27 protein-coding genes are annotated in these 24282 nt (G+C 42.8%); 5 read left to right on the top strand and 22 right to left on the bottom strand.

Features of this window, described 5'->3' with window-relative positions; translation table 11 throughout:
* Positions 1-53 precede the first annotated feature (53 nt).
* Complete coding sequence (locus ACS8FD_RS04970) at positions 54-848, top strand: TrmH family RNA methyltransferase (RefSeq protein ID WP_439274722.1); 795 nt, start codon at positions 54-56, stop codon at positions 846-848.
* An 18-nt stretch (positions 849-866) separates the two neighbouring features.
* On the opposite strand, the gene ACS8FD_RS04965 is transcribed toward ACS8FD_RS04970, so the two are convergent.
* From ACS8FD_RS04965 to ACS8FD_RS04925, 9 genes are all read right to left on the bottom strand, one after another.
* Positions 867-1679: a 2OG-Fe(II) oxygenase gene (locus ACS8FD_RS04965; RefSeq protein ID WP_439274721.1), complete on the bottom strand. Its 813-nt coding sequence runs from the start codon at positions 1677-1679 to the stop codon at positions 867-869.
* 245 nt (positions 1680-1924) lie between these two features.
* Positions 1925-2857: an electron transfer flavoprotein subunit alpha/FixB family protein gene (locus tag ACS8FD_RS04960; RefSeq protein WP_439274720.1), complete on the bottom strand. Its 933-nt coding sequence runs from the start codon at positions 2855-2857 to the stop codon at positions 1925-1927.
* A 167-nt stretch (positions 2858-3024) separates the two neighbouring features.
* A complete protein-coding gene (locus ACS8FD_RS04955; RefSeq protein WP_439274719.1) occupies positions 3025-3774 on the bottom strand; it encodes an electron transfer flavoprotein subunit beta/FixA family protein in 750 nt (249 codons plus the stop codon).
* Between the two features lie 323 nt (positions 3775-4097).
* Entirely contained in the window at positions 4098-4691 is a 594-nt protein-coding gene (locus tag ACS8FD_RS04950) for a DUF421 domain-containing protein (RefSeq protein WP_439274718.1), read from the bottom strand.
* Positions 4692-5037: 346 nt separating this feature from the next.
* Positions 5038-5250 carry a cold-shock protein gene (locus ACS8FD_RS04945; RefSeq protein WP_439244118.1) on the bottom strand — a complete coding sequence of 71 codons (213 nt, stop codon included), beginning with the start codon at positions 5248-5250 and terminating at the stop codon, positions 5038-5040.
* Between the two features lie 260 nt (positions 5251-5510).
* The gene (locus ACS8FD_RS04940; RefSeq protein WP_439274717.1) at positions 5511-5936 is read right to left on the bottom strand and encodes a hypothetical protein; all 426 of its coding nucleotides are present in this window, start codon (positions 5934-5936) and stop codon (positions 5511-5513) included.
* A 374-nt stretch (positions 5937-6310) separates the two neighbouring features.
* Entirely contained in the window at positions 6311-7327 is a 1017-nt protein-coding gene (gene ilvC / locus ACS8FD_RS04935) for a ketol-acid reductoisomerase (RefSeq protein WP_439274716.1), read from the bottom strand.
* A gap of 168 nt (positions 7328-7495) precedes the next feature.
* Positions 7496-7993, bottom strand: a complete 498-nt coding sequence (ilvN, locus tag ACS8FD_RS04930) for an acetolactate synthase small subunit (RefSeq protein WP_439274715.1) — start codon at positions 7991-7993, stop codon at positions 7496-7498.
* Complete coding sequence (locus ACS8FD_RS04925) at positions 7993-9705, bottom strand: acetolactate synthase 3 large subunit (protein WP_439274740.1); 1713 nt, start codon at positions 9703-9705, stop codon at positions 7993-7995. Before ACS8FD_RS04925 ends, ilvN begins: the two co-directional genes overlap by 1 nt.
* A gap of 1060 nt (positions 9706-10765) precedes the next feature.
* Between ACS8FD_RS04925 and ACS8FD_RS04920 the strand changes: the two genes are divergently transcribed.
* Positions 10766-11257 carry a DUF4124 domain-containing protein gene (locus ACS8FD_RS04920; protein ID WP_439274714.1) on the top strand — a complete coding sequence of 164 codons (492 nt, stop codon included), beginning with the start codon at positions 10766-10768 and terminating at the stop codon, positions 11255-11257.
* 64 nt (positions 11258-11321) lie between these two features.
* Here ACS8FD_RS04920 and ACS8FD_RS04915 read toward each other — a convergent pair whose 3' ends face one another.
* On the bottom strand, positions 11322-13130 hold the full coding sequence (locus tag ACS8FD_RS04915) for an NAD(P)H-hydrate dehydratase (protein WP_439274713.1): 1809 nt from the start codon (positions 13128-13130) through the stop codon (positions 11322-11324).
* A gap of 302 nt (positions 13131-13432) precedes the next feature.
* Between ACS8FD_RS04915 and queG the strand changes: the two genes are divergently transcribed.
* The gene (queG, locus tag ACS8FD_RS04910; RefSeq protein ID WP_439274712.1) at positions 13433-14596 is read left to right on the top strand and encodes a tRNA epoxyqueuosine(34) reductase QueG; all 1164 of its coding nucleotides are present in this window, start codon (positions 13433-13435) and stop codon (positions 14594-14596) included.
* A 120-nt stretch (positions 14597-14716) separates the two neighbouring features.
* Here queG and lysM read toward each other — a convergent pair whose 3' ends face one another.
* The 6 genes from lysM to ACS8FD_RS04880 form a co-directional block, all read right to left on the bottom strand.
* The gene (gene lysM / locus ACS8FD_RS04905; RefSeq protein WP_439274711.1) at positions 14717-15226 is read right to left on the bottom strand and encodes a peptidoglycan-binding protein LysM; all 510 of its coding nucleotides are present in this window, start codon (positions 15224-15226) and stop codon (positions 14717-14719) included.
* A 239-nt stretch (positions 15227-15465) separates the two neighbouring features.
* On the bottom strand, positions 15466-15705 hold the full coding sequence (gene acpP, locus ACS8FD_RS04900) for an acyl carrier protein (protein ID WP_025644348.1): 240 nt from the start codon (positions 15703-15705) through the stop codon (positions 15466-15468).
* Between the two features lie 269 nt (positions 15706-15974).
* Entirely contained in the window at positions 15975-16709 is a 735-nt protein-coding gene (fabG, locus tag ACS8FD_RS04895) for a 3-oxoacyl-ACP reductase FabG (protein ID WP_439274739.1), read from the bottom strand.
* On the bottom strand, positions 16700-17674 hold the full coding sequence (gene fabD, locus ACS8FD_RS04890; RefSeq protein ID WP_439274710.1) for an ACP S-malonyltransferase: 975 nt from the start codon (positions 17672-17674) through the stop codon (positions 16700-16702). Before fabD ends, fabG begins: the two co-directional genes overlap by 10 nt.
* Before the next feature lie 452 nt (positions 17675-18126).
* Positions 18127-18309, bottom strand: coding sequence for a 50S ribosomal protein L32 (gene rpmF / locus ACS8FD_RS04885; protein ID WP_025644354.1), 183 nt, complete (start codon positions 18307-18309; stop codon positions 18127-18129).
* A gap of 300 nt (positions 18310-18609) precedes the next feature.
* Positions 18610-19203: a YceD family protein gene (locus ACS8FD_RS04880; protein ID WP_439274709.1), complete on the bottom strand. Its 594-nt coding sequence runs from the start codon at positions 19201-19203 to the stop codon at positions 18610-18612.
* 204 nt (positions 19204-19407) lie between these two features.
* Here ACS8FD_RS04880 and ACS8FD_RS04875 point away from each other — a divergent pair, with 204 nt between their 5' ends.
* Together ACS8FD_RS04875 and ACS8FD_RS04870 are read left to right on the top strand one after the other, a co-directional pair.
* Entirely contained in the window at positions 19408-20118 is a 711-nt protein-coding gene (locus tag ACS8FD_RS04875; protein ID WP_439274708.1) for an elongation factor P hydroxylase, read from the top strand.
* A 150-nt stretch (positions 20119-20268) separates the two neighbouring features.
* Entirely contained in the window at positions 20269-20889 is a 621-nt protein-coding gene (locus ACS8FD_RS04870; RefSeq protein WP_439274707.1) for an L-threonylcarbamoyladenylate synthase, read from the top strand.
* Positions 20890-20970: 81 nt separating this feature from the next.
* Here the strand turns inward: ACS8FD_RS04870 and rplQ are convergent, their stop codons facing one another.
* The 6 genes from rplQ to rpmJ form a co-directional block, all read right to left on the bottom strand.
* Positions 20971-21330 (bottom strand): 50S ribosomal protein L17, encoded by a 360-nt coding sequence (rplQ, locus tag ACS8FD_RS04865; protein ID WP_439244100.1) that lies wholly within the window; start codon positions 21328-21330, stop codon positions 20971-20973.
* Positions 21331-21349: 19 nt separating this feature from the next.
* Positions 21350-22357, bottom strand: coding sequence for a DNA-directed RNA polymerase subunit alpha (locus tag ACS8FD_RS04860; RefSeq protein WP_439244099.1), 1008 nt, complete (start codon positions 22355-22357; stop codon positions 21350-21352).
* A gap of 81 nt (positions 22358-22438) precedes the next feature.
* Entirely contained in the window at positions 22439-23080 is a 642-nt protein-coding gene (rpsD, locus tag ACS8FD_RS04855; protein WP_439244097.1) for a 30S ribosomal protein S4, read from the bottom strand.
* Positions 23081-23128: 48 nt separating this feature from the next.
* Positions 23129-23518, bottom strand: coding sequence for a 30S ribosomal protein S11 (rpsK, locus tag ACS8FD_RS04850; protein ID WP_025644368.1), 390 nt, complete (start codon positions 23516-23518; stop codon positions 23129-23131).
* A 20-nt stretch (positions 23519-23538) separates the two neighbouring features.
* Complete coding sequence (gene rpsM / locus ACS8FD_RS04845; RefSeq protein WP_149490921.1) at positions 23539-23895, bottom strand: 30S ribosomal protein S13; 357 nt, start codon at positions 23893-23895, stop codon at positions 23539-23541.
* A gap of 266 nt (positions 23896-24161) precedes the next feature.
* On the bottom strand, positions 24162-24278 hold the full coding sequence (gene rpmJ, locus ACS8FD_RS04840; RefSeq protein WP_025644371.1) for a 50S ribosomal protein L36: 117 nt from the start codon (positions 24276-24278) through the stop codon (positions 24162-24164).
* Positions 24279-24282 lie beyond the last annotated feature (4 nt).

The raw sequence follows: 24282 nt of genomic DNA, 5'->3' as shown, positions 1-24282 counted from the left end.
CTTGACTTCAATGAGCTTTGCAATTTTTATTTTTAACTTCTAAGCGGACTGCTATGATCTCTAATCCTACTGAGCTGATTACCTCTGATAAAAATCAAACCGTAAAGCTGGCAAAAGCGCTCTTGACTCAAGCTCGTCAGCGCAAAAAGCAAGGACAAACGGTCATAGAAGGCATCCACTTAATGGATGCGGCTCTGCGTAGTGACTATCCCTTAGTTCAAGTGTTATTAGCGCAGTCTGCACACAGTCATCCTGAAGTGCAGCAGCTATTAAAGCGTCTGCCTACTTATACGAGTATTTTGACTGTCGCCGATTCGCTCTATACTAGCATTCGTAGTTTAGGAGCTGGCGTAGATATCATGGCTATTATTAATATACCCGCCTTAACTTTACCTACTATTAATCATGACTGCTTAATTTTAAATGATGTGCAAGACAGTGGTAATGTAGGCACATTACTTCGCACCGCGGCAGCGGTCGGTATCGAGACAGTGCTTTGTAGTACTAATACTGCGCAAGCATGGTCACCCAAAACCCTGCGAGCTGGTATGGGCGCTCAGTTTGCTTTGAGCATCTACGAAAACCTAGCCGTAGCGGATATCTTACAGCAAGTACAGACGCCGCTACTTGCGACTAGCTCTCATACGGACACCTTAATTTATGATTATGACTTACGCACGCCTATAGCCTGGGTAATGGGTCATGAAGGCCAAGGGGTGAGCGATGAGCTGATGCAGTGCGCGACTCCTATCGCGCTACCGCAGCCCAATGGCCAAGAGAGCTTGAATGTGGCTATCGCAGGCTCATTGTGCCTATACGAGACTTTACGGCAAAGGCAGTATAGCTAAAATGCCTCAAAGCTCGTGCTAGCTGACATATGGGTTCGCTCGTAGCCATTTAGTAGCCAAAAACTTCGTGCCTTTACTCACCGGCATACCCGCATGTAAGCTCAAAGGTTCAATACTACCGTCAAACTTGGTATTAGCAAAATACAAGGCCATGCCTTTTTTTGGTCTGACTTCTAAATTTATCTTTGGGAAGTTAGTTCCACCTCCAGCCTCTACATCAGATAGATACATCAGCAGAGTACCTACGCGCTGGCCACCTTTGCCAGTATTTTTTTGATAATTTTCATTTTTAGGATCAAAAAAATCATAATGTGGACGATACTCTTGACCCGTACCATACTGTAGAACCTGTAGCCCTTCTCCATGCACCACTGGCCAATGCAATAAGGCTGCTATTCTGTTTTCTATTGTCGTTATCAAAGGCGTCGCACCGCGCTGAAAGCCGTAGCTTTTACTGGTTCTAGCATCGTGCTCGGCAAAAGTACCATCGACAGGGCTTACCACTCGAGAATCTCGCATTTTTCCTTCAGTACTACTTATCAATTGATCGCACTCTTTATGACTTAAGAAGCCCTCAATGACGGCGACAAAGGGCGGATAAAAAGTCGATGCCAGTCTAACCGTCTTATCTGGTAGGACTATCGAGTTGTGACTCATATCCATATAAGGGATATTGATAGTACCTGATTGCTGCGACATCAGCTCATAGGCTGCACCGTAAAAACCTCTTTCAAAAAGCGTGTTGATGATTTTATGATAGGCAACGCCGCGATCTATATTCTTTGCGATCCACTGCTGCCAAGTGGGTTCTAACTGTAAAATTGCATTCATAGTTATTCTTTATCCTCTCGTCCATGAAACTTATCTCAATAGCATTATAGAATCCTATATTAGACTAAATAAAGCCTGTATCCAATAACCCTGCCCTAACCCATAATACTTAGGTCTAGGGCGGATTTGTATAAATTATTAACTTATCTAATGATACAGACTCAGCCTAATAAAAAGCCCCGCTATATCATAGCAGGGCTTGTTTAACACAAATTAAGATTATCGGTAGTACAAAGGGTTGAACCTTATACTTTGCTAGTCAACTCAGGTAAAGCTTCGAATAGATCCGCTTCTAAGAAGTAATCAGCAACGCTAGCAATAGGCGCTTCTGGATCATTATTGATCGCAACGATAACTTTAGAATCTTTCATACCGGCTAAATGCTGAATCGCACCAGAGATACCAGCGGCGATATACAGCTGCGGTGCAACGATTTTACCCGTTTGACCGACCTGCATATCGTTTGGCACATAACCTGCGTCCACAGCAGCGCGTGATGCACCGATAGCAGCACCTAGCTTGTCTGCTAGAGGCTCAATGTACTTAGTGAAGTTTTCACCATTCGCTAGAGCACGGCCACCTGAGACGACAATACCAGCTGAAGTCAACTCTGGACGATCTGAGGCTGCCATCTCTTCGTTAACGAAGCTTGATTTGCCAGCATCTTGTACATTATCGATAGTTTCAACAGTCGCTGAACCACCTTCGCTTGCTACTGGATCAAAAGCGGTTGTACGCACAGTGACCACAACTTTTTCTTCAGAGGTTTTTACTGTCGCAGTCGCGTTGCCGGCATAGATAGGACGCTCAAAGGTTTGTGCATCTACGACTGCTGAGATCTCGGAGAGCATGCTGACGTCAAGTAGAGCAGCAACGCGAGGCATGAAGTTTTTACCGGTTGTCGTAGCAGCGGCGACAATGTGGCTGTAATCGCCAGCAATATCAGCTACTAATAGCGCAACGTTTGCTGCTAGTTGATGCTCGTAAGCCGCATTATCAGCTAATAAGACTTTACTAACGCCTTCCGCTTTTGCCGCTTCATCAGCTGCAGCTTGTGCACTGCTACCAGCAACTAGTACATGAACATCGTCGCCCATCTGTTTTGCAGCGGCGATAGTGTTTAAGGTTGCCTTTTTTAGACTGGCATTGTCATGTTCTGCATATACCAAAATGGCCATTGTTTTATCCTTTATATATTCGCGTAATCGTTTATGTGCTTTAATATCTATGATGGCAGCTTTGGTGATACGTCTTATTCTCTAGTTTATGTCTTCAAAGAAACTTCTAAAAAAAGTACGATCTAAGAGAATAAATTCATATCACTTTGCCAAATCTACAGTCGATATTAGATTACTTTAGCTTCATTTTTTAGCTTATCAACCAACTCATCCACAGACTTCACAGTGATACCGGCTTTGCGCTCTGCTGGCGGCTCAACTTTAGTGATCTGCTGCTTGGACGCCATGTCTACACCAAAATCAGCTGGCGTTTTTTCGTCAAGTGGCTTCTTCTTAGCTTTCATGATGTTTGGTAGCTTAGCGTAGCGTGGCTCATTTAGACGCAAGTCAGTAGTAATGATAGCAGGTAGATCTAATGCAACCGTTTGCAAGCCGCCATCAATCTCACGAGTGACGTTTACTTTGTCGCCTTCTACTTTGACTTCTGAAGCGAAGGTACCCTGACCCACGCCCATTAGTGCCGCTAACATCTGACCTGTTTGGTTGTTATCATCATCAATGGCTTGCTTACCTAACAAGATAATATCAGTGCTCTCGCTTTCAGCGATGTTCTTTAGGATTTTGGCCACTTGTAATGGATATGGCTTCTCGTCAGTTTGGACGAGTACACCACGATCAGCACCTAGTGCTAGCGCTGCACGGATCTGCTCTTGTGACTCTTTTGGTCCGACTGAAGCGACGATAATCTCATCAATGACGCCTGCTTCTTTAAGGCGTACGGCCTCTTCTACAGCGATTTCATCAAATGGGTTGATAGACATCTTAGTGTTTGATAAATCCACACCTGAGTTATCGGCTTTGACACGAACTTTTACGTTATAATCAATGACACGCTTGACCGCGACTAATGCTTTCATACGTTCCTCGTTTCTGAATATTATGAATTAAAGCCATTCAATGATGGCTATTATGAATCTTACTTTTGACACAAAGGTTTACTATATTGAGTAAACCGAACTGAATTGTGATTGATGTTTACACTTAGCTTATAAGACCCGACTATCTTGCGTGAGCAAGGCTTTTAGGTCAAGATGACGCCGTGAATAATGGGTCATAAATTTATAAGCATTTAGATAAATACTATAATTAAATTTATAATGGGCTTGCTAATTTCTCCAAAGCCTTGTTATTAGTACCCTTTATAGCATCAGTCACTAACGAATTGCTTAACTTTTTGTTATCATTTCGAAAATACGTCCACCTTACCTTTCTGATCAATCCCGTTATCGTAGGCCGTCACCAAAATTCTATTATCGCGAATATCATCAAATAGTGACCAGTCAGGACTTATATCGCTAGTTTTTATGACGCTTATGTCAGCTGTTGTCTCCATAATCACCGCAAATACTTCTGATTTGGATTTTATGCCATTTTTACGTAGAATTTGCTTGATATCATTCTCGCTTATTTTTGCTTGTTTTAAATTATTATAAAGATAATCTCCATTCGCCATCAAAATAATGGGCTGATTATCTATAAGCGCTTTAAACGATTTGAACTTTCGTCTAACGATAGACAGTAGGGCTTGCAACGTGAACAGCATACCAATGGCAAGCACGCCTTGAAGTAGCGAAGTCGATTTTGACAGTACTGTTGAAGCCAAAATACTACCGATACCAACAGTCATAGCCAGATCATAGCTCGATAACTTTGAGAAACTACGTAAGCCAACAATACGGGTAAATAGTATCAGACAGAAATAGAACCCCATAACTGATAGCGCTATGCCGACAACTTGTTGCCAATCAATCGAAAACCAAGTTTGCCAGTCCATACTCTTATCCTAGTCGTTTTAATTTTATAGATGATACTCATTGTAAAATAACACGCACGTTTTCCTTGTTACTTTCTTTTTACTATGTCTTATAAGCTGTTGAACATTAGTAAGTAACGAGGTTTCTTTAAAGGCAAAGTTTCTTCAAAAAAGTGTTTAGCTATTTATCAATAATCGCTTATAGAATTCATCCAAAACTTAGACAAAAAAAAGCAACCTTAATAGAGGTTGCTTTTGCTATACAGTCTAAACAATAGGGTTGTTGTTATCACAACATAATAATCTATGCATATAAATTTGCATATCAGGTTAACTGAATTTCAGTTACTCCTTACAGCAAACTTACTTATAGTGCTTCGATTTGCTCAGCTTGTGGACCTTTTTGACCTTCACCTAAAACAAATGATACTTTTTGGCCTTCAGCTAGAGTTTTGAAACCACTACCTTGGATAGCGCTGTAATGAGCGAATACATCTTGTCCGCCATTATCTTGTGCGATGAAACCAAAGCCTTTAGCTTCATTAAACCACTTTACAGTGCCTTCAACTTTATCAGACATAATTTTTCCTAACTCTTAAACGATTGGCGAGACCTAGGTCATCACCGATTAATTGACAAATACTCATCTGCCTTTGGAGAAAAACCTTCAACCAAATACCGTAATTTATCTTAGCGATTGCTTACAGTTATTGGCTTACAGCTTACGAGTATCCTTTGATTATAGCAGCTTTTATCCCTAGTGACAGGTTAAATTAGGTATTTTTGTAAACTTTTACTTGCCAATCAGTGAGTGTTATGTGCATAAACTATAAGGGAGCTTTAACTTGCTATGGGTAGCCAAGGGGAAGCTAATACTAATAAACACAAAGCAAAGAATATCAGCGCAAAAGATTGGCTATAAGCTATATACTTAACCGGCACGACTAAATCTGCTGGTGAGTCTGGAATGCCTTTACGCTTGAGCAGTCGGGTACCATATATCCAGCCAAAGACGGTGTAAATACCATAAGCGGCTGGCACAGCCACTGCAAGTGGTGCTAAATCTATGGCATATAACGCGATAGTTGACACAAAAAACCAAGCGGTATCTGCAAATGAGCTGAACTTAAATAGCGCTGATTTAGGGAGCTTACCATCACTCCGCTTGAGCATTAAGCACTCGATCCAAATCAGAACAGCGACTACGGCGCTAAGAGTGATATATGCGAACTGCGGCGTTAGCCAGTCTAGATTTGATAATTGCACAACACAACCTATAATTAAGTTTAAATTTAGTTTTGGCTTATTTTGCGTTTAGTCTGAAGAAACGCGCTTAGATAGACAGTAATTAGGTCAACAGTTACGGGATATACAGTAACCCTTCATATAATATAACGAGCTTTATAAAAAGCAGGCTCAAAGACTAAGTTGAGTGTTTATATGAGGCGATGTCTAATAGTTTTCAAGCTTTTTGCGAAACTAGAAAACTCTTTTATTGCCCTATAATCCTTCTACCTACAAAAAACCCATGCTATCAAGCTGATAACATGGGTGAGTGTTTTTCATAAAACTAAAATATCAAGACTTAGTTTTCGAAACTTGAATCTCGAAACTACAGAGACAACTTATTAAGGTTGGTTTTAGTTTTTATCTTTGTCGATGATTTTATTACCACCAATCCAAGGCATCATACCGCGCAGTTTTGCACCAGTAATCTCGATTTGATGCTCAGCGTTGTTACGACGACGCGCAGTCATTGACGGATAATTCGTCGCGCCCTCAGAGATGAACATCTTCGCATACTCGCCTGACTGGATACGTTTTAGGGCATTGCGCATGGCTTCGCGTGATTGCTCATTGATGACTTCCGTACCGGTCACATACTCACCATATTCAGCGTTGTTACTGATAGAGTAGTTCATATCAGCGATACCGCCTTCATACATCAGATCGACGATAAGCTTGAGCTCATGTAGGCACTCAAAATAAGCCATCTCTGGTGCATAACCGGCTTCAGTAAGCGTTTCAAAGCCCATTTTAACTAGCTCTACTGCGCCGCCGCAAAGCACCGCTTGCTCGCCGAATAGATCCGTTTCAGTTTCATCTTTGAAAGTTGTCTCGATAATACCTGAACGACCACCACCCACGCCTGCTGCGTAAGATAGGGCTAACTGCTTGGCTTGACCTGAAGCATCTTGATAGATGGCGATGAGATCAGGAATACCGCCGCCTTTAGTAAACTCGTTACGCACCGTATGACCAGGCGCTTTTGGCGCGACCATAATGACATCAAGATCTTGGCGTGGCTCCACTTGATTGTAGTGAATCGCAAAACCGTGAGCGAACGCAAGCGTTGCGCCTTCTTTGATATTCGGCTCGATCTCATTACTATAAAGCTCTTTTTGGAACTCGTCAGGTGTCAGAATCATCACTACATCAGCAGCTTTTACCGCTTGAGCGACTTCGGCGACTTTTAGACCAGCGTTTTCAGCTTTTTTTCGTGAGCTAGAGTTGGCACGTAGACCAACCGTGACGTCTACGCCAGAATCTTGCAAATTTAACGCATGGGCATGGCCTTGTGAGCCGTAACCGATAATAGCGACTTTTTTGCCTTGGATGATAGATAAATCACAATCTTTATCATAAAAAACGTTCATACAGCGTCCTTTTCCTTAATCATGGAGAGCCATGGCTAGTAAGCGCTTATAGTATCGCCAATCTATTTAATGATTGTACGCTATAAGCTTATTGTTAGTTTTAAGTTATTGCTTTTAAAATAGTAATAACTGACAGTGTTAATTTAGACATTAAAACTTAATGGTGTTTTATACACTTAGCGTTTTTTCGCCGCGGGCAATGCCTATTACCCCAGAGCGAACGACTTCAAGCACTCGCTCACGGCCAATAGTATCGATAAAGCCGTCAAGCTTTGCTTTATCACCAACAATCTGGATGGTGTATAAGTTTGAATTGACATCGACGATCTGCGCGCGAAAAATATCGGCGCTACGCTTAATCTCTTCACGGACATTACCAGTAGCGCGTACCTTAATCAGCATCAGCTCACGCTCAACGTGAACCGTTTCGGATAAATTAAGCACTTTAACGACTTCAATGAGCTTATGCAACTGCTTAGTGATTTGCTCTATTTTTTCTGGAGAAGTAATCGTCGTAAGCGTCAAACGCGAGATAGTGGAATCATCGGTTGGGGCGACGTTCAAGGTCTCGATGTTATAGCCGCGCTGCGAGAATAAGCCGACCAATCGCGACAACGACCCTGCTTCGTTTTCCATTAATACCGAGATCAGATGTGGTTGTTGCATTAAGTACGCTCTCCTTTGGTTAGCCACATATCACGCATCGTCTGTCCGGCAACTTGCATCGGATAGACATGTTCATTGCGATCAACATAGACGTCGATAAATACTAGCTTATCAGTCATCGCCATAGCTTCTGCTATTTGTGCTTCCATGGTTTCAGGATCGGTAATTTTCATACCGACATGCCCGTAGCTCTCAGCGAGCTTGATAAAATCAGGTAAGGAGTTCATATAAGACTGGGCATGACGACCTTCATATAGCATGTCCTGCCACTGCTTGACCATGCCAAGCTGCGCATTATTGATGTTCAAGATTTTGACGGGTAAATTGTACTGCAAGCAAGTCGATAGCTCTTGAATATTCATCTGAATAGAGCCCTCACCGGTGATACACACCACGTCGCGATCTGGACAAGCTAACTTAGCGGCCATAGCATAAGGCAAACCGACACCCATTGTGCCTAGACCACCTGAGTTTAGCCATTGGCGCGGCTCTCTATACGTATAATAAAGTGCGGCAAACATCTGATGCTGACCGACGTCGCTTGTGATAATAGCGTTGCTGTTGGTTACTTTATCTAAAGCTTGTACGACGCTTTGCGGCTTAATACCGTTTTCAGTGCTCGTGTCATAGCGTAGGCCATGACGCTTACGCCATTCATTTATCTGTGACCACCAATCGGTTAATGCCGGCTGATCAAGCTTTTTATCATTTCCAACGCTCTCAAGCATATCAGTCAAGACAGATTTGACATCGCCAACGATAGGAATATGAGCGAAGATCGTCTTTGAGATAGAAGCCGGATCAATATCGATATGAATAATTGTCGCATTCGGGCAGAATTTTTTGACATTGTTGGTAACGCGATCGTCGAAACGTGCGCCTACTGCGAGGATAACGTCAGCGTGATGCATACTCATATTGGCTTCATAAGTACCATGCATACCGAGCATCCCTAGGAACTGCTCGTCAGTACCATCAAAAGCCCCTAAGCCCATCAGCGTATTGGTTACAGGCAAGTTCAGACGATGCGCAAGATCGCGAAGCTCTTTATAGCCATTACTCCAAATCACGCCACCACCTGAGTAGACCACTGGGCGTTTCGCAGCTAATAAAGTCTCAACCGCTCGTTTGATCTGACCGCCATGGCCTTTTTGTGAGGGCTGATAAGAGCGCATTGATACCGATTCTGGGTACTCATAAACGTATTTTTCGCTTGGCGCTGTCATGTCTTTTGGCACATCGATAACGACTGGGCCCGGACGACCTGAGCTTGCGATATGGAAGGCTTTTTTGACGATAGTTGGGATTTCGCTAGCATGGCGCACTTGGAAGCTATGCTTGACGATCGGGCGCGAAACGCCAACCATGTCAGTCTCTTGGAACGCGTCTTCACCGATTAGGCTACTAGGTACCTGCCCTGAGATTACCACCATCGGCACTGAGTCCATAAAGGCCGTGGCAATAGCCGTTACTGTATTGGTCGCACCTGGGCCTGAAGTGGCGAGCACTACCCCGGTATTACCCGTCACTCGCGAATAGGCATCGGCCATATGGCCCGCCGCTTGCTCATGACGGACTAAGATGTGCTCAATAGCTTCTTGTTGGAACAGGGCGTCATAGATATGTAGAACCGCGCCACCTGGATAACCGAAGATATACTTGACGCCTTCATCAGTCAGCGCTTGTATCAGCATCTCAGCACCGGAGAGCATAACAGGCTCATGCTCAGCAAGCTGCTGTTGCTTTTCTTCAAAATGTTTGGCGGCGTTAGCCGTTTGCGTGTGTCCGGTCATATTCGGACTTTGTGTGGTTTGCGTAGTTTGCGTCACTATCATCACCTTTATTTACAGCGCAGATGCAGCTTTTATGAGCATAAATCAGAGCATAAGGACTTATTATGCCTCCATCTACTACCCAGAATTGTGCTTATCTTTGTCCATAGAAGAGTATCTACTCACTATGCAAAAACAGCTTGGCTTTATAAAAAACATAAAGCAGCTTGCTACTTGAACACAGCCATTTTAAGGTCAGTTTTGTGAGGAGGTATATCGATATATAATGACTAGATGCGAGTGCATCTATAAAAGAGGTTCATTATTATTTAAATACTAACCAAATACCGATAATGCGTGACTACCGTAAAGGCTAATCAGTAACCTAACCGCTAAAGATAAAAGACTTCAAACTCACTCATAACCATTATTATGATTGCGTCTGAGCTTCTTTGCGTAAGCTATCTAACTTTAAAGTTTGCCGCATAAAAAATCAGTTTGTATCATTCATACGCCATTATTCTTGGCAACAAACCGACTTGTCGATATAAGGTATAAAAATAATAAATTTATCTTAGTCATTGTAGACCGATAAGTCCGGAGACAAATAGCACAATCAACAATAGGCCAATAAATGACCGCTATCCTTGCTCTGCTATTGTCACAAAGAAAATAAAACTATCAAGCCACTGATAAGCAGTCTAATAGGCTTTATTTTCAAGTGCTACGGCAAAATTATAAATGCCGCTCACTGACCAACTGTTATTATAGTCACCGTTTTAGCTATTGTTGTCAAGAAAAACTTATGAAGCCTAAGCCCAACTATAAGTTTTACAATAGTCTTTAAAACAAAATTATTGGTTTCTGTTTTAAAGGTTTTTTACTAAAATTGAGCTAAGTTTTTTTAATTATGTATAATATGGCTAAGCTTTAGTGCTTGCGTATAGATATCGATAGATAAACAACCCTCGTTTTTTCATTGGCAAAAAGGATTCTGAAAATGGCTTATGCCCCCTTGACAACTATCGCTTCTAAGCTTGTTTTTGGCTTGCTGACTTGCAGTATTCTATTATTGTCTATGAATGCTAGTCATGCGATTCAAGTTTATAAGTCGATTGGAGCTCATGGGGAGGTTAAATATAGCCAACATGCCCCGCAAAATGGCAACAACGTTGAGATGATTGAGTTTCGCAGTGATGGTCGCCAAACTGATGCTGGCCAAATGGCTAACAGAACGAGCGATAGTTCAGATACTGCCCCTAAAGATGCTGAAGCCCAGCGAGTTGAGCAGCTCGAGGCTCGTATAAAAGAGCAAGAAGCTAATGCCAATGCTCAGCGCTGCCAATCGCTACGTAATAATTTAACCAATCTCAATGTGGGTGGACGCATTTATGAGATGGACGCTAGTGGTAAGCGCGAATATCTAGACAGCCGTGAGATTGAGCTCAAGCGTGAGCGAGTACAACAAGCCATTAGCCAATATTGTAGCTAATAGGACTGAGCTCACTTAATGAATTGAGCGAGCTTATAAGTCGTTTTAGGCAATAGCTATACTATCAGCGCTTCACTATCAATGCTTCCATCACATAGCGAACGGCTGCCGGCATATCTTGTGCTTGCATGCCGCGCTGTCCTACCAGCAGTGATAAGCAACTATTATCAGTCGTTTTATGGCCCATAACTGGATTCAATAAGGCATCCCCTGCTAAGCCATGAATAACCACTGCTTGTCTGAGACTTCGCGCCTCATCAGCTAAATCTAACTGCGCCGCAAGCCCTGCGCATATTCCTGATAACACATCACCCATGCCCGCCGTTGCCATCCCTGCATTGCCAGTAGCGCAGACGTAAATCTGCGGTTTAGCATTACTATGTTTATTATTTAGACTCTGCTCTAATATGAGCGTCCCTGCTCCTTTTAGCACCCAATTGCCACCATACTTCTCAGCACCTTGTTTGATGGCTGTTAAGCGATCTTCTTCTATTTCGCTAATCTTTTTATCTAACAGCCTCGCCGCTTCGCCACTATGCGGAGTCAGATAGACTTTATGCTGGGCACTATGCGCTTTTAACGCTTTAACTAAGTTGTGTTCCTCCCTTTGCAAGGATGCTAGATGATAAAGACCATCTGCATCGACAACCATAGCTTTATCTGCTTCAATGGCAGCAGTAATATAAGCGATAAATAAGTCTTTAGCCTTATCATCGCGGCCAATCCCCATACCTATAGCAATGACGCTAGCGTCTTTGATTAAGGTTTTGACTCCATCGACATCGTGCAAGTCAATAGTCATCGCATCTGGTAATGAGGTCAGTAACGCCTCATGGAATGCATCATGACAGGCTACCGTTATTTTGCCGGCTCCAGCTGCCATAGCACTTGATGCTGATAAAATCGCTGCACCGCCCATACCTTGCGAGCCATCTACACGATTGCCAGCTATTATTAACACATGACCATAACTACCTTTATAGCTGTTTTGCTGGCGCGGCGCTAAGGCGTAAGCCGTTTTCAATAAAGTAGCCGTAGGCGGCGTAGAGGGAATAGGTATGAGCGGAATATCCAGTACTTCACCAGCATAGTCTTTACCATCTTTGGTATGTAAGCCTAGCTTGCGTGCCACAAGGCACAAAGTAATATCAGCACGTATTGCCAAATTATCAAATACTTGCCCTGTTGAGGCCACAAGACCACTAGGAATATCTACGGCCACTACCCAAGCACGGTCACGCTCAGCCAGTTGATTAAAAGTAGTAATCGCTTGCTGATAAGTCCCAGTCGGAGCACGATCCAGACCGATGCCAAAGAGAGCATCGATATAAATATCAGCTTTGGGTAAATTACCTTCATCAAATTCCTGGTCTTCAACCTCTTTGTCTTCAAAACGTAGATAAGAACAACCCGCGGTCAATGCTAAGCGCTGAGCTTTAAGTGCATCACTGATTTGCTCTGTCTCTGGCTCGCTGTACTTCACGTTATCATTATCACCCTTGTCGATAGCTGCTATGCCGACGGTAATCACTTTGACTTGCCAGCCTGCTTGCTGCAAATATAAGGCAATCAGCCAACCATCACCGCCATTATTACCCTGCCCCGCCCAAATAAGGGCGCTTTTGCCTCTATTGTATTGCTGAGTAGCGAGATGGACATTATCATAACTAAGCCAACGGTTTTTTTGGCTTTGAGCACTATCTTCGATGTCTATAATACGCCGCGTCATCTGCCAAGCCGCCTGCTGCATCAGAGCAAAACTGCTATAACCTTCAGCGAACCATTCTTGCTCCATAGCATAGACTTGCTGACTGTTGTACAAAGCGATGGGGATCGTTGCGGGACTCGAAAGTGACTCTCTAATGGTAGACATAAATAATCCTTATATAAATTAGAGTATAAAGAGATGAGAATAAGAGTAGCAAATGTCGAGCGCGACTTCTGTATGGATATTATCGGTATAGTCAGTTTGAAATAAAAATGATACGCTAATGTCATCGTGCAGTTGGTATAAATTCTCCTTGCGTGCTGTTATGACAGAGGCTGCGCAAAATTCATCCCAATCGCACTGTATCACCTTTAAAGTGGATTAAATATATTATGCTATCTTTTTTGGGTTAGACCCGCTTGTCATGGCATAATAGCTATCGTTCATTCAGTCATCTATCTTATCCTATGAAATCATCTTCCAACCTTATTCCTAGCACTGACAAACCCACCTTTACTTCGCCTGAAAAGATAAAGCAGTGGATTAAAGCGCAAGCGCTAGATTTAGGATTTGCTGATTGCGGATTTATATCCGTGCAGCATCCTCTATTTGCGCAGCAGCTTGAACAGTTGCAGCTTTGGCTAGCTAAAGGTTATGAAGGACAGTTGCAGTTTATGCATGGCAATCATCATCTACGCGCTCATCCTGAACAGCTGGTAGAAGGCGCTAAGACGATCATTAGCGTGCGTATGGACTATTTGACTGAAGCGCCTAAACCGCGCGCCGTTGAGGATGATGATCGCCCAAACTATGGTGTTATCGCGCGCTATGCTCGCGGGCGCGACTACCATAAGACCATGCGTAGTCGCCTCAAACAGTTGGCTCTGAGAATAGAAGCGATGCTGCCGGAATGGCAGCATTCAGCGATTGGGGCTGATATTGGTGCAAACAACGACTTTGTCTTTCGGCCTTTTAGTGATTCTGCGCCTATTTTTGAGAGGCCTATCGCCAACGCTGCTGGGCTGGGTTGGACCGGCAAGCATACCTTATTACTCAATAAACAAGCCGGTTCTTTTTTTGTATTAGGCGAGCTGTTTATCAGTCTAGAGCTCCCTGATGACCAACCGGTTGCAGCGCATTGCGGCAGCTGCCGAGCCTGTATCGATATCTGCCCCACTCAAGCAATCGTGGCTCCGCATGAGCTCAACGCGGCCGCTTGTATCTCTTATTTGACCATTGAGCATGACGGCATTATCGATGTCAAATATCGCCACGCTATTGGCAACCGCGTGTTTGGCTGCGATGACTGTCAGCTGATCTGCCCCTGGAATCGCTATGCTCAGCTCACGACGGTTGAGGACTTTGTCCCAAGGCATAAACTCGATAGCAGTAGCCTGCTTGAGCTTTGGCAATGGAGCGAGGCGGATTTTCTACAATATTCGCAAGGCAGTCCGCTCAGGCGCACAGGTTATGTCAACTTCCTACGTAATATCGCTATCGGTCTAGGCAATGCCAATGCTAGTGAGCATAATATCGAGCAGTTAAAATCTAAACTCGCTCTACACAACGACATTTTGGACGAGCACATTCGCTGGGCTATAGAAGAGCAAGCTAGCAAATTAGTCAACTAGTCGTTCGTAATACCTCTACTTCAAAATAAGCGCAATAAAAAACGCCTTCTATTAAATAAAAGGCGTTTATCAAATTATCACGTTTTAACCCGTTGATGGGTTAAAGATGAGATAACAACATTATGGCTTAGGAATACGCAATACTTGACCTGGATAAATCTTATCTGGATCTGATAGCATTGGCTTATTGGCTTCAAATATTTTCATATAATCGCTAGATGAGCCATAAACATCTTGTGCGATCTTCGAGAGACTGTCACCAGATTTTACCGTATACATCGTCGATTCTGGCGCATCTTCCTCAATATCGATATTGTCGATAACTTTAGCTACGTTTTGTACGTTACCGATAGCAATAATCGCTTTTTCGCGATCCGCTTGGGTTTTAGCATTACCACTGATTTCAGCGGTATCGGTAGAACCGTTATATTTGACTTTGAGATTGCTGATTTGCAGATTCTGCTGCTGAATACGGCGCAGTAGAATATTAGCAACCGATTGTGCCGATGGTTCGCTGTCTTTTACTGGGGTATTAGCATCTGCTTGTGTTTCTTTTTTTGCATCGTGCTTATCATCATCACGATTGAAAATTTTATCACCAATGTCTTTTGCAAAACTGAACATTCCCATCTAATTACTCCTTCATGTATTGTTATTCGTTATTTACTTTATGAGTATAACAAAGGCAAAAGCTTTGCATAGTAGCGGTATGTTGAGTAATGTTAATCTTATGAAAATTTATGTCATATTATAAAACTTGGTTAATTTGCCGTTGGGATTCGTTGGAACAGACAAGCCAAAAAAAACCGTTTATCTATCAAGATAAACGGCGCAGCAATCAGCTGATAATAGGTTGGATTAATACCTTATTACAGCTGGGCTTGTACGTAATCAATGGCTTTTTGTACTGTGGTCAATTCTGCTGAATCTTCGTCAGGGATAGTGATACCAAAATCACTTTCGAATGACATGACTAGTTCAACCAAATCTAAAGAATCAGCACCTAAGTCTTCCATGAAAGAAGCTTCGTTTTTGATATCTTCAACGTTCATACCTAACTGTTCTGCTACGGCAGATTTTATTCTTAGCTCAATATCATTATTGCTCATGTAAAGTACTCCTTGGTGTCTATCAATTTGAGAATTATAGCAATCATCTAAAGTGTTAAGGATTCGCTTAAACTGAAATACTGATAACTGGTTACAGATAGTTCAATATCAGTTTTGGCCCGAATAACCAATTGCTATAATACAGGGGTTTGGCCTAAAAGTGTCCGTTATTATAACAGCATTTATTAGAGTTTACACTCGTTCACACAATTTTTTATAGTGCTAATGTAATTTTCTAATATTTAGTTTTTAGCGCTTTTTACAGCTCATTACATGTACATGCCACCATTGACTGGGATGACCGCTCCTGTGATATAGCTGGCTTCATCGCCCGCTAAAAATAGCACAGCAGCAGCGATGTCTTCTGGCTGACCCAAACGCCCGATAGGTACGGCGTCTAGCATAGAGTTGAGCAGACGCTCGTCAAGCTCATCGGTCATATCGGTTTCGATCAGACCGGGCGCCACACAATTGATAGTCACCTGCCGTGAACCGATCTCGCGCGCAAGCGTTCGACTAAAGCCCTCAAGGCCCGCTTTAGTCGCGGCATAGTTAGACTGTCCAGCATTACCCATCTTGGCGACTACTGAGCTGATATTGATAATACGGCCACGGCGCGCTTTCATCATACCGCGAACCGCACGTTTGCTCATCCGGTATACCGAAGTCAGGTTCGTGTCGATGACACTCTCCCAATCTTCATCTTTCATACGCATAAGCAGGCCGTCTTTGGTAATACCGGCATTATTGACGAGCACTTGTACTGCGCCGTAAACACTCTCAATCTCTTCAAATAACTTATCAATTTGCGCAGAATCACGAACATCTAACACCCGGCCGATGCCGCCCGAATCATGTAGATAATCATCAATAAGGGCCGCGCCCTTCTCAGTCGTTGCCGTGCCAATGACAAAGTGGCCTTCTTTAGCGAAGCGCTTGGCAACCGCCTTGCCTATCCCTCGGCTAGCACCAGAAACTAAAGTAATCGTGCGACTCATGATAATACCTCCATTAATTTATCAAGGCGGGCAGGCTTATCCGTTGGATAGCTCGTAATCGGCTGCGCTTGACGCTTGGCCAAATTACTCAGTACGTTACCGCTGCCACATTCAATTAGAATATTGATTTGTTTATCCGCGAGCTCTTGCATAGTCTTTGACCATAACACTGCTTCACTGAGCTGCTCAGTCAAAGCTTGCTTAATGCCGGATGAACTGGTTTCAACCCGTGCATGGCGATTTTGAATCACCGGAATCGTCGCTTGATCAAAACTAATAGCTGCTAAAGCTTCGGCTAACGCTTGACTGGCAGGCTCCATTAATGCGCAATGCGAAGGCACGCTTACCTTTAAAGGAATAGCCTTTTTACCTGTATTTTGTACTTTGTCGATAACTGCAGCAACCCCTAACGCATTGCCTGAAATCACCACTTGTCCTGGACTATTGAAATTTGCAGCGTTGACGATAGCGTCATCTACATGCTCAGTTGCTTGCTCACATAAGGTTTCAACTCGGCTATCTTCAAGACCCAATACCGCAGCCATAGCGGTATCGATACCTGCGACCGCTTCTTGCATTAACTGACCACGTTTATGTACCAGCTGTATTGCATCAGCGAAACTAAGCACTCCAGAAGCACACAGTGCACTGTATTCCCCAAGAGAATGTCCGGCCAAATAGTGAGGAGTGACATTAGCCTCAGTCAGCTTTTCTTGTAAGATACGCCAGATGGCAATACTCGCTGCTAATAGAGCGGGCTGAGTATACTGCGTCTGGTTTAGCTTTTCCTCATCTTGACAAATCGCCCATAGGTCCTCTCCCAGCGCGGTGCTGGCCTCAGCGAAAGTACCACGAATCTGTGGATAGATTTCGCTGAGCTCTGCGGTCATACCGACTGCTTGCGCACCTTGCCCAGGAAAGACAATTGCAATACGGGGCTTTGTTGTTATCGTATCAGGCGTTAATGCCATAGCCAATATTCCTTAGTGATTAAAAGCGCTTTTAACAATAAGCAATTATAATAAAAATTCTAGTTATCATAACTGGTTTTTAGCAGCTCATCGTCTGTCTTAGTAGCTTATTTATGATTAGCTCTCTTATGAATATCATAAACGTTAACAAACTATACACTGCTCTGCTTCATTATCATAGTTAACAACTGTACTCAGACTATTACGACTATCATGAGTCATCTCGATTTAAGATAATCTTTTAAGATAGGCTTAAATTAGATTGTAATCAAATAGTCTGTCGAATTTCAGATAACGAAAAGCCAAGCCACCACGCTATACAATATATGATAGCAAGATAACTTGGCTTTTTTACAACCTGTTCGTTCAATAGTAAATATCATTATTAATAATAGCTATTGTCATTATAGCCAGCTACTATATTTTAATGCGTTTACTTATTAAACAATAGATTAAGCGTCTTGAGCGACTTTGAACAACTGACGACCACGATAGAACCCGTCTTTAGTCATATGATGACGACGATGTTTCTCACCAGTAGTAGCATCTACGCTCAGCTCAGCCACTTCCATACGGTGGTGTGAACGGCGCATGTCACGACGAGAACGGCTTTTACGACTTTTTTGAACAGCCATGATATAGCTCCTATACTTAAAAAGGGGTAAGCTTAAAATTCAGCTTTAAACGATACTGACTTAAGCTTATGATCTATCAAACATCAACCACGAAAACTTAACACAGTACTAAATTAATGAGTTTGCTATCCATATAACCTGCCGATTAAATCTAACTAACTCTTTAATTAAGACAAGGTTAGCGAACAGCAGCGGCTTACTAGAATGCAATAAACGGGACATTATACGCGGGTTTGTCAGATTAATAAAGCCCTGTGACAAACTCTTCTATGACTAAGTATAAAAAAGGCTATTCAAAGATTATAGCTTGCCTTTTAGCGCCGATAAAGCAGCAAAAGGGTTTTCGCCTTCTTCCTCTTCTGGAATCTCTCCAAACTGCTCAACACTCATTTCACAATCGTCATGTTTTGGTGCTAAAGGCATCTTTAGCAGCAGCTCATCTTCAATAAGCTTCTTAAGCGGTAATAGCCGCTCAGGGGTCTGGTTATCAACTATTTCCTCAAGGAGCAAATAGTCTTGCTCTTCATCCATTGAGCTTGCCTGACTCTCATCATCCAACAGCGCAATATCATAATCATCTGTTAGAGCGGTAGCCACAGGTTGCAAACAGCGTTGACAAGTCAGCCACACCTCGCCTTTTATCTCAAAGGATAAATGCAAAACATTATTACGACGATACAGATGCGTGTGCAGTGGCAAATTAGCTTGTTGATGCTCATCCGTCAATGAAGCTGCTAAGCGCTCAAAGGACTTAGGATTAACCTCACCTTGCCATTCAAAGCCAGTATCTTCCCACTTAGTTAGAGAAATGTATTCAGGTATGCGCGCAAGAGATGACGCTTGATTATCATTAGTAGCAGCCTTTGATACAGAATTAGTTTGAGAAGGTGACATAAGCGGCCTCGCTGATCAAAATGGGGTATAATATTGCTTGCCATACTAACTGAAAGCGCAGCGGGACACTAGCGCAAGTATGTTACTGTATTTGCAGCATTAAAATTGCGATTTATTAGCGCTATCAACTGTTTTATTAGCCATCACTTTTTCGCCTTTTAGATCTTATTTTTACGGTTTGTTTATCTATATAATTATTTTTCTATGACATTGCCAATTTCTACAACTGACACTCATACTGATTTCTCTACTTTGTTGACTAACGATGACGCTAATACGCTATTAGCGGCGCTCAATAAATTAGCTGTGGACAACAGTCATAAGTCTGGCTTATGTAATAATAGTTTTGAGATTAATCTTGATGGCTTTGACGCTAATGATCTAAAGCAACTAGCAGACGATTATAAAGCCACTAAAGCTTTGATAACGCTATTTAATCAGATATTTATCGATCAGCAAGTACAACTGGTGCTTGGAGGCCATGAGCCTGAATATTTCCCAGCCCATAACGGTAATCTGGCTCGTATTGAGTTCGCACATGGTTTTTTTAATAGTGCTTTGCATGAGCTAAGCCATTGGTGTATCGCGGGCAAAGCTCGTCGGCAGCTTAGCGACTTCGGTTACTGGTACGCTGCAGACGGACGCAGTGAAGCTCAGCAGCGCGTATTTGAGCGCTTAGAGATCAAACCGCAAGCTTTGGAGTGCCTATTCACCTTAGCCTGTCAGCGGCCTTTTCAAGTCTCTCAGGACAATCTATTCGCTGAGTTTGATACCAGTCACAGCACTTTTGCTAGTGATGTTTATCAGCAAGCTCAAAGCTATATTATTCAGCCGCAAAGCTTACCTAGGGATGCTCAGACTTTATTACAGACACTTTTGAGCTTATTTGTTAAAAATAGTCCCTTAACTTATTAATAAGAATAACCGTTTAACGATTTCCCATCATTTGTAACGTCTCGCAACTACTATCTAAAACCCTTTTGATTTTATACTGAATATTAAATATTCATTTATTCTAAATAAGTGAAAATGATAATAAAAAACAACTATAAACTAGGAGCTACTATGCAAACGCTGTATATTCATCCTGACAATCCGCAACCTCGGCTTATAGAACAAGCCGCTGCTATGCTGCGTGATGATAAGCTGATCATCTATCCAACCGACACAAGCTATGCGTTTGGCTGTCGTTTAGGTGCTAAAGATGCTTTAGAAAAGTTAAAACACATACGCGCGCTTGATGATAAGCATCAATTCACTTTATTATGCCGTGACCTAAGCGAGATTGCCACTTACGCCACAGTTGATAATATCCAATTCAAACAGCTCAAGGCACACACCCCTGCTCCGATAACTTTTATTTTAAACGCCACCAAAGATGTTCCTAAGAAACTAGCACACGCGAAGAAAAAAACCATTGGTATTCGCGTACCAAGCAACCCTATCGCACAAGCATTACTGGAAGCGATGGATGAGCCTATCTTGACTAGCTCACTTATTTTACCTGATCGTGACGACATCTTAGATGACCCTTTCGATATCGAAGAGCTATTAGACAATCAAGTTGATGGTTTGATTAATGCCGGTATTAAAACCACTAAGTTGACCACTATTGTTGACATGACAAGTAGTCAACCTGAGGTCATCAGACAAGGCGCAGCTGACGTGAGTGACTTACTCCTTTGAACCATATAAGCTCAAATGATTAAGCACAAAAAAGCGCCAATCAATTGGCGCTTTTTTTATAAAATTCAGATTGCCTATAGATTAGTCACGATCAACTAATTCTACATAAGCCATAGGGGCATTATCACCATCACGGTGACCGCATTTAACAATACGTAAATAACCACCTGGGCGCGCTTGGTAACGAGGACCTAGCGTGCTAAATAGTTTACCTACCATAGCTTTGCTACGCATACGGCTAAATGCCAAGCGGCGATTAGCAACGCTATCTTCTTTTGCTAAAGTGATTAATGGCTCGGCAACGCGGCGCAATTCTTTAGCTTTAGGTAAAGTTGTTTTGATCAGTTCATGCTCAAATAATGAGTTAGTCATGTTCTGGAACATTGCTTTACGATGACTGCCGGTACGACCCAGCTTGACTCCACTCTTACGATGGCGCATAGTCAAATATCCTTAATGTTTAACGGCTGCGATAAGAGAAGCGATCATCAACCCGCAGGTCAGCTGGTGGCCAGTTATCTAGGCGCATACCAAGCTCTAAATCTTTAGACGCAAGAACGTCTTTGATTTCGGTTAATGACTTCTTACCAAGATTTGGGGTTTTTAGAAGTTCAGTCTCTGAACGCTGTACCAAATCACCGATATAGTAAATGTTTTCAGCTTTTAAGCAGTTGGCTGAGCGAACCGTTAGTTCAAGATCGTCCACAGGGCGTAATAGCACCGGGTCAACCTCTTCTTTTTCTTTCACAGGCTCAGGCGCTTCTTCAGCTTCTAAATCAACAAAGATAGAAATCTGTTGTTGTAAAATAGTGGCCGCTTTACGAATTGCTTCTTCTGGATCAATAGTGCCATTGGTTTCAAGCTCAATGATAAGACGATCAAGATCGGTACGCTGTTCAACACGAGCGTTCTCTACTTGATAAGCAACACGTAGCACAGGGCTAAAGCTTGCATCAAGCTTCAAGCGGCCAATTGCTTTAGTATCACCATCTTCACGGCGCTGATTTGCTGGCTCATATCCACGACCCATCACTACGCGCAGACGCATCTTAAGATGACCGCGCTCACTCAATGTACCCAATACTAAATCTGGATTAATAATGTCTACATTGTGCGGCAAGTCAATATCTGCAGCAGTAATGGTGCCTGGACCTTGTTTATCCAAGGTCAAGAATACTTCATTTTGGTCATGAAGCGTCAATGCCAAGCCTTTTAAATTCAAAAGCAAGTCAAGCACGTCTTCCTGCAGACCCTCTAAAGTTGAGTATTCATGGTCAACACCATCAATCTCAGCTTCAATGACTGCAGCACCAGGTAATGAAGATAACAAGATGCGACGCAGGGCATTCCCTAAAGTATGACCAAAGCCGCGTTCTAACGGTTCGAGCGTGACTTTCGCAATCGTCTCGTTAACCGTATCCACATTAATGGCGTTCGGCGTTAGAAACTCAGTTGCATTTAGCATCATGATGTCACCTCGATTTGTTTATCTGGGTTAATTAACGTTAATGGCCCAATGCTATAGACATAACATTGAGCAGTACGTTACTTACTTAGAGTATAGCTCAACGATCAAGCTTTCGTTGATTTCAGCAGGTAGATCAATACGATCTGGAGCATGTTTGAACGTGCCCTGTAGTTTGCTGTTATCAACATCAAGCCATTCTGGAATGCCACGTTGTGACGCTAGTTCAATAGCGTTTTTAATACGTAGCTGTTCGCGAGACTTCTCTTGAATAGCAATGACATCACCATCTTGCAACTGGATTGATGGAATGTTCACACGAACAAACTCATCACGGCCAGCTCTTTTTACCATAACAGTGCGATGGCTGACTAGCTGACGTGCTTCAGCGCGAGTTGAGCCAAAGCCCATGCGGTATACCACGTTATCCAAACGACTCTCAAGCATAGCTAGTAGGTTTTCACCCGTAGCACCGCGCTTACGCGCCGCTTCTTTGTAGTAGTTGGCAAACTGACGCTCTAGTACACCATAGATACGCTTAACTTTTTGTTTTTCGCGTAGCTGTAGAGAATACTCTGAGCTTTTGTTACGGCTAACGCCGTGCTGACCAGGTGGACGACCAGCTTTCTTTGTTTTAACATCATACGGCTTAACACCAGACTTAAGGCCTAAGTCAGTGCCTTCGCGACGTGATAATTTGAGTTTTGGTCCAATATAACGGGCCATTGTTCTGTCTCCTTTAAGCTCTTATTATTAAAAGCTTCGTCTCTAATATTAGACGCGGCGCTTTTTCGGCGCACGGCAACCATTGTGTGGGATTGGGGTTACATCAGAGATGCTGTTAATTTTATAACCCAATGCACCTAGTGCTCTTACCGCAGACTCACGACCCGGTCCTGGTCCTTTGACCAAAACATCGACATTCTTAACACCATATTCTTGAGCCGCTTTACCAGCGACTTCAGCTGCAACCTGAGCTGCAAATGGTGTAGATTTACGTGAACCACGGAAGCCTTGTCCACCTGAAGTGGCCCAAGCCAATGCATTACCTTGACGATCGGTAATCGTTACAATGGTGTTATTAAAAGACGCATGGATATGGGCAACGCCCTCCGATACTGAACGACGAGTCACCTTTTTGCGACTACGAGTGTCTTTAGCCATCTTTTAGCTTCCTAAGTTAATTATCTTTTGAGAGGGCGTGTCGGACCCTTACGAGTACGAGCGTTGTTTTTGGTATTTTGACCACGAACAGGCAAGTTACGACGATGACGGATGCCACGGTAACAACCTAGATCAACCAAACGCTTGATATTCATTGACACTTCACGACGAAGATCACCTTCAGTCATGTATTCTGCAACTTGTGCACGGATAGCATCTAACTGTGTATCATCTAACTGACTGACTTTAGTAGTAGGGGCAATGCCAACTGCTTCTAAGATTTTCTGAGCAGTGGTACGACCTACACCGAAGATGTAAGTTAGTGAAATAACAGCATGCTTATTATCCGGAATGTTTACGCCGGCAATACGAGCCATTGATTTCTCTCCATTAAAGAAAAATATGCATTATTTATCATAAATAGTGCATTTTTTCAGATTTGTTGCTGTTAACACCAAACTTCTATTTTTTCTACTTTAAAAATTTTATTGTCTTTAACAGACAATAAAATAGCATTAAAACGAAAGTAATAAAAGTTTATGGTATGAACTACGGCAAGTGGCGGATGATATCGCATCCGCCACTTTTTTTCAAGTATTAATTTAATAAACTGTTTAGGCCTAGAGCCATAACAAGCTATCAATTAACCTTGGCGTTGCTTATGGCGCGGCTCTGCTGTGCAGATAACATGTACACGACCTTTACGGCGTACAATTTTGCAGCTACCACAAATCTTTTTTACTGAGGCTTGAACTTTCATGGAA

Source organism: Psychrobacter sp. 1U2, from assembly GCF_051847575.1.
This window is presented reverse-complemented; position numbering and strand designations above follow the sequence as displayed.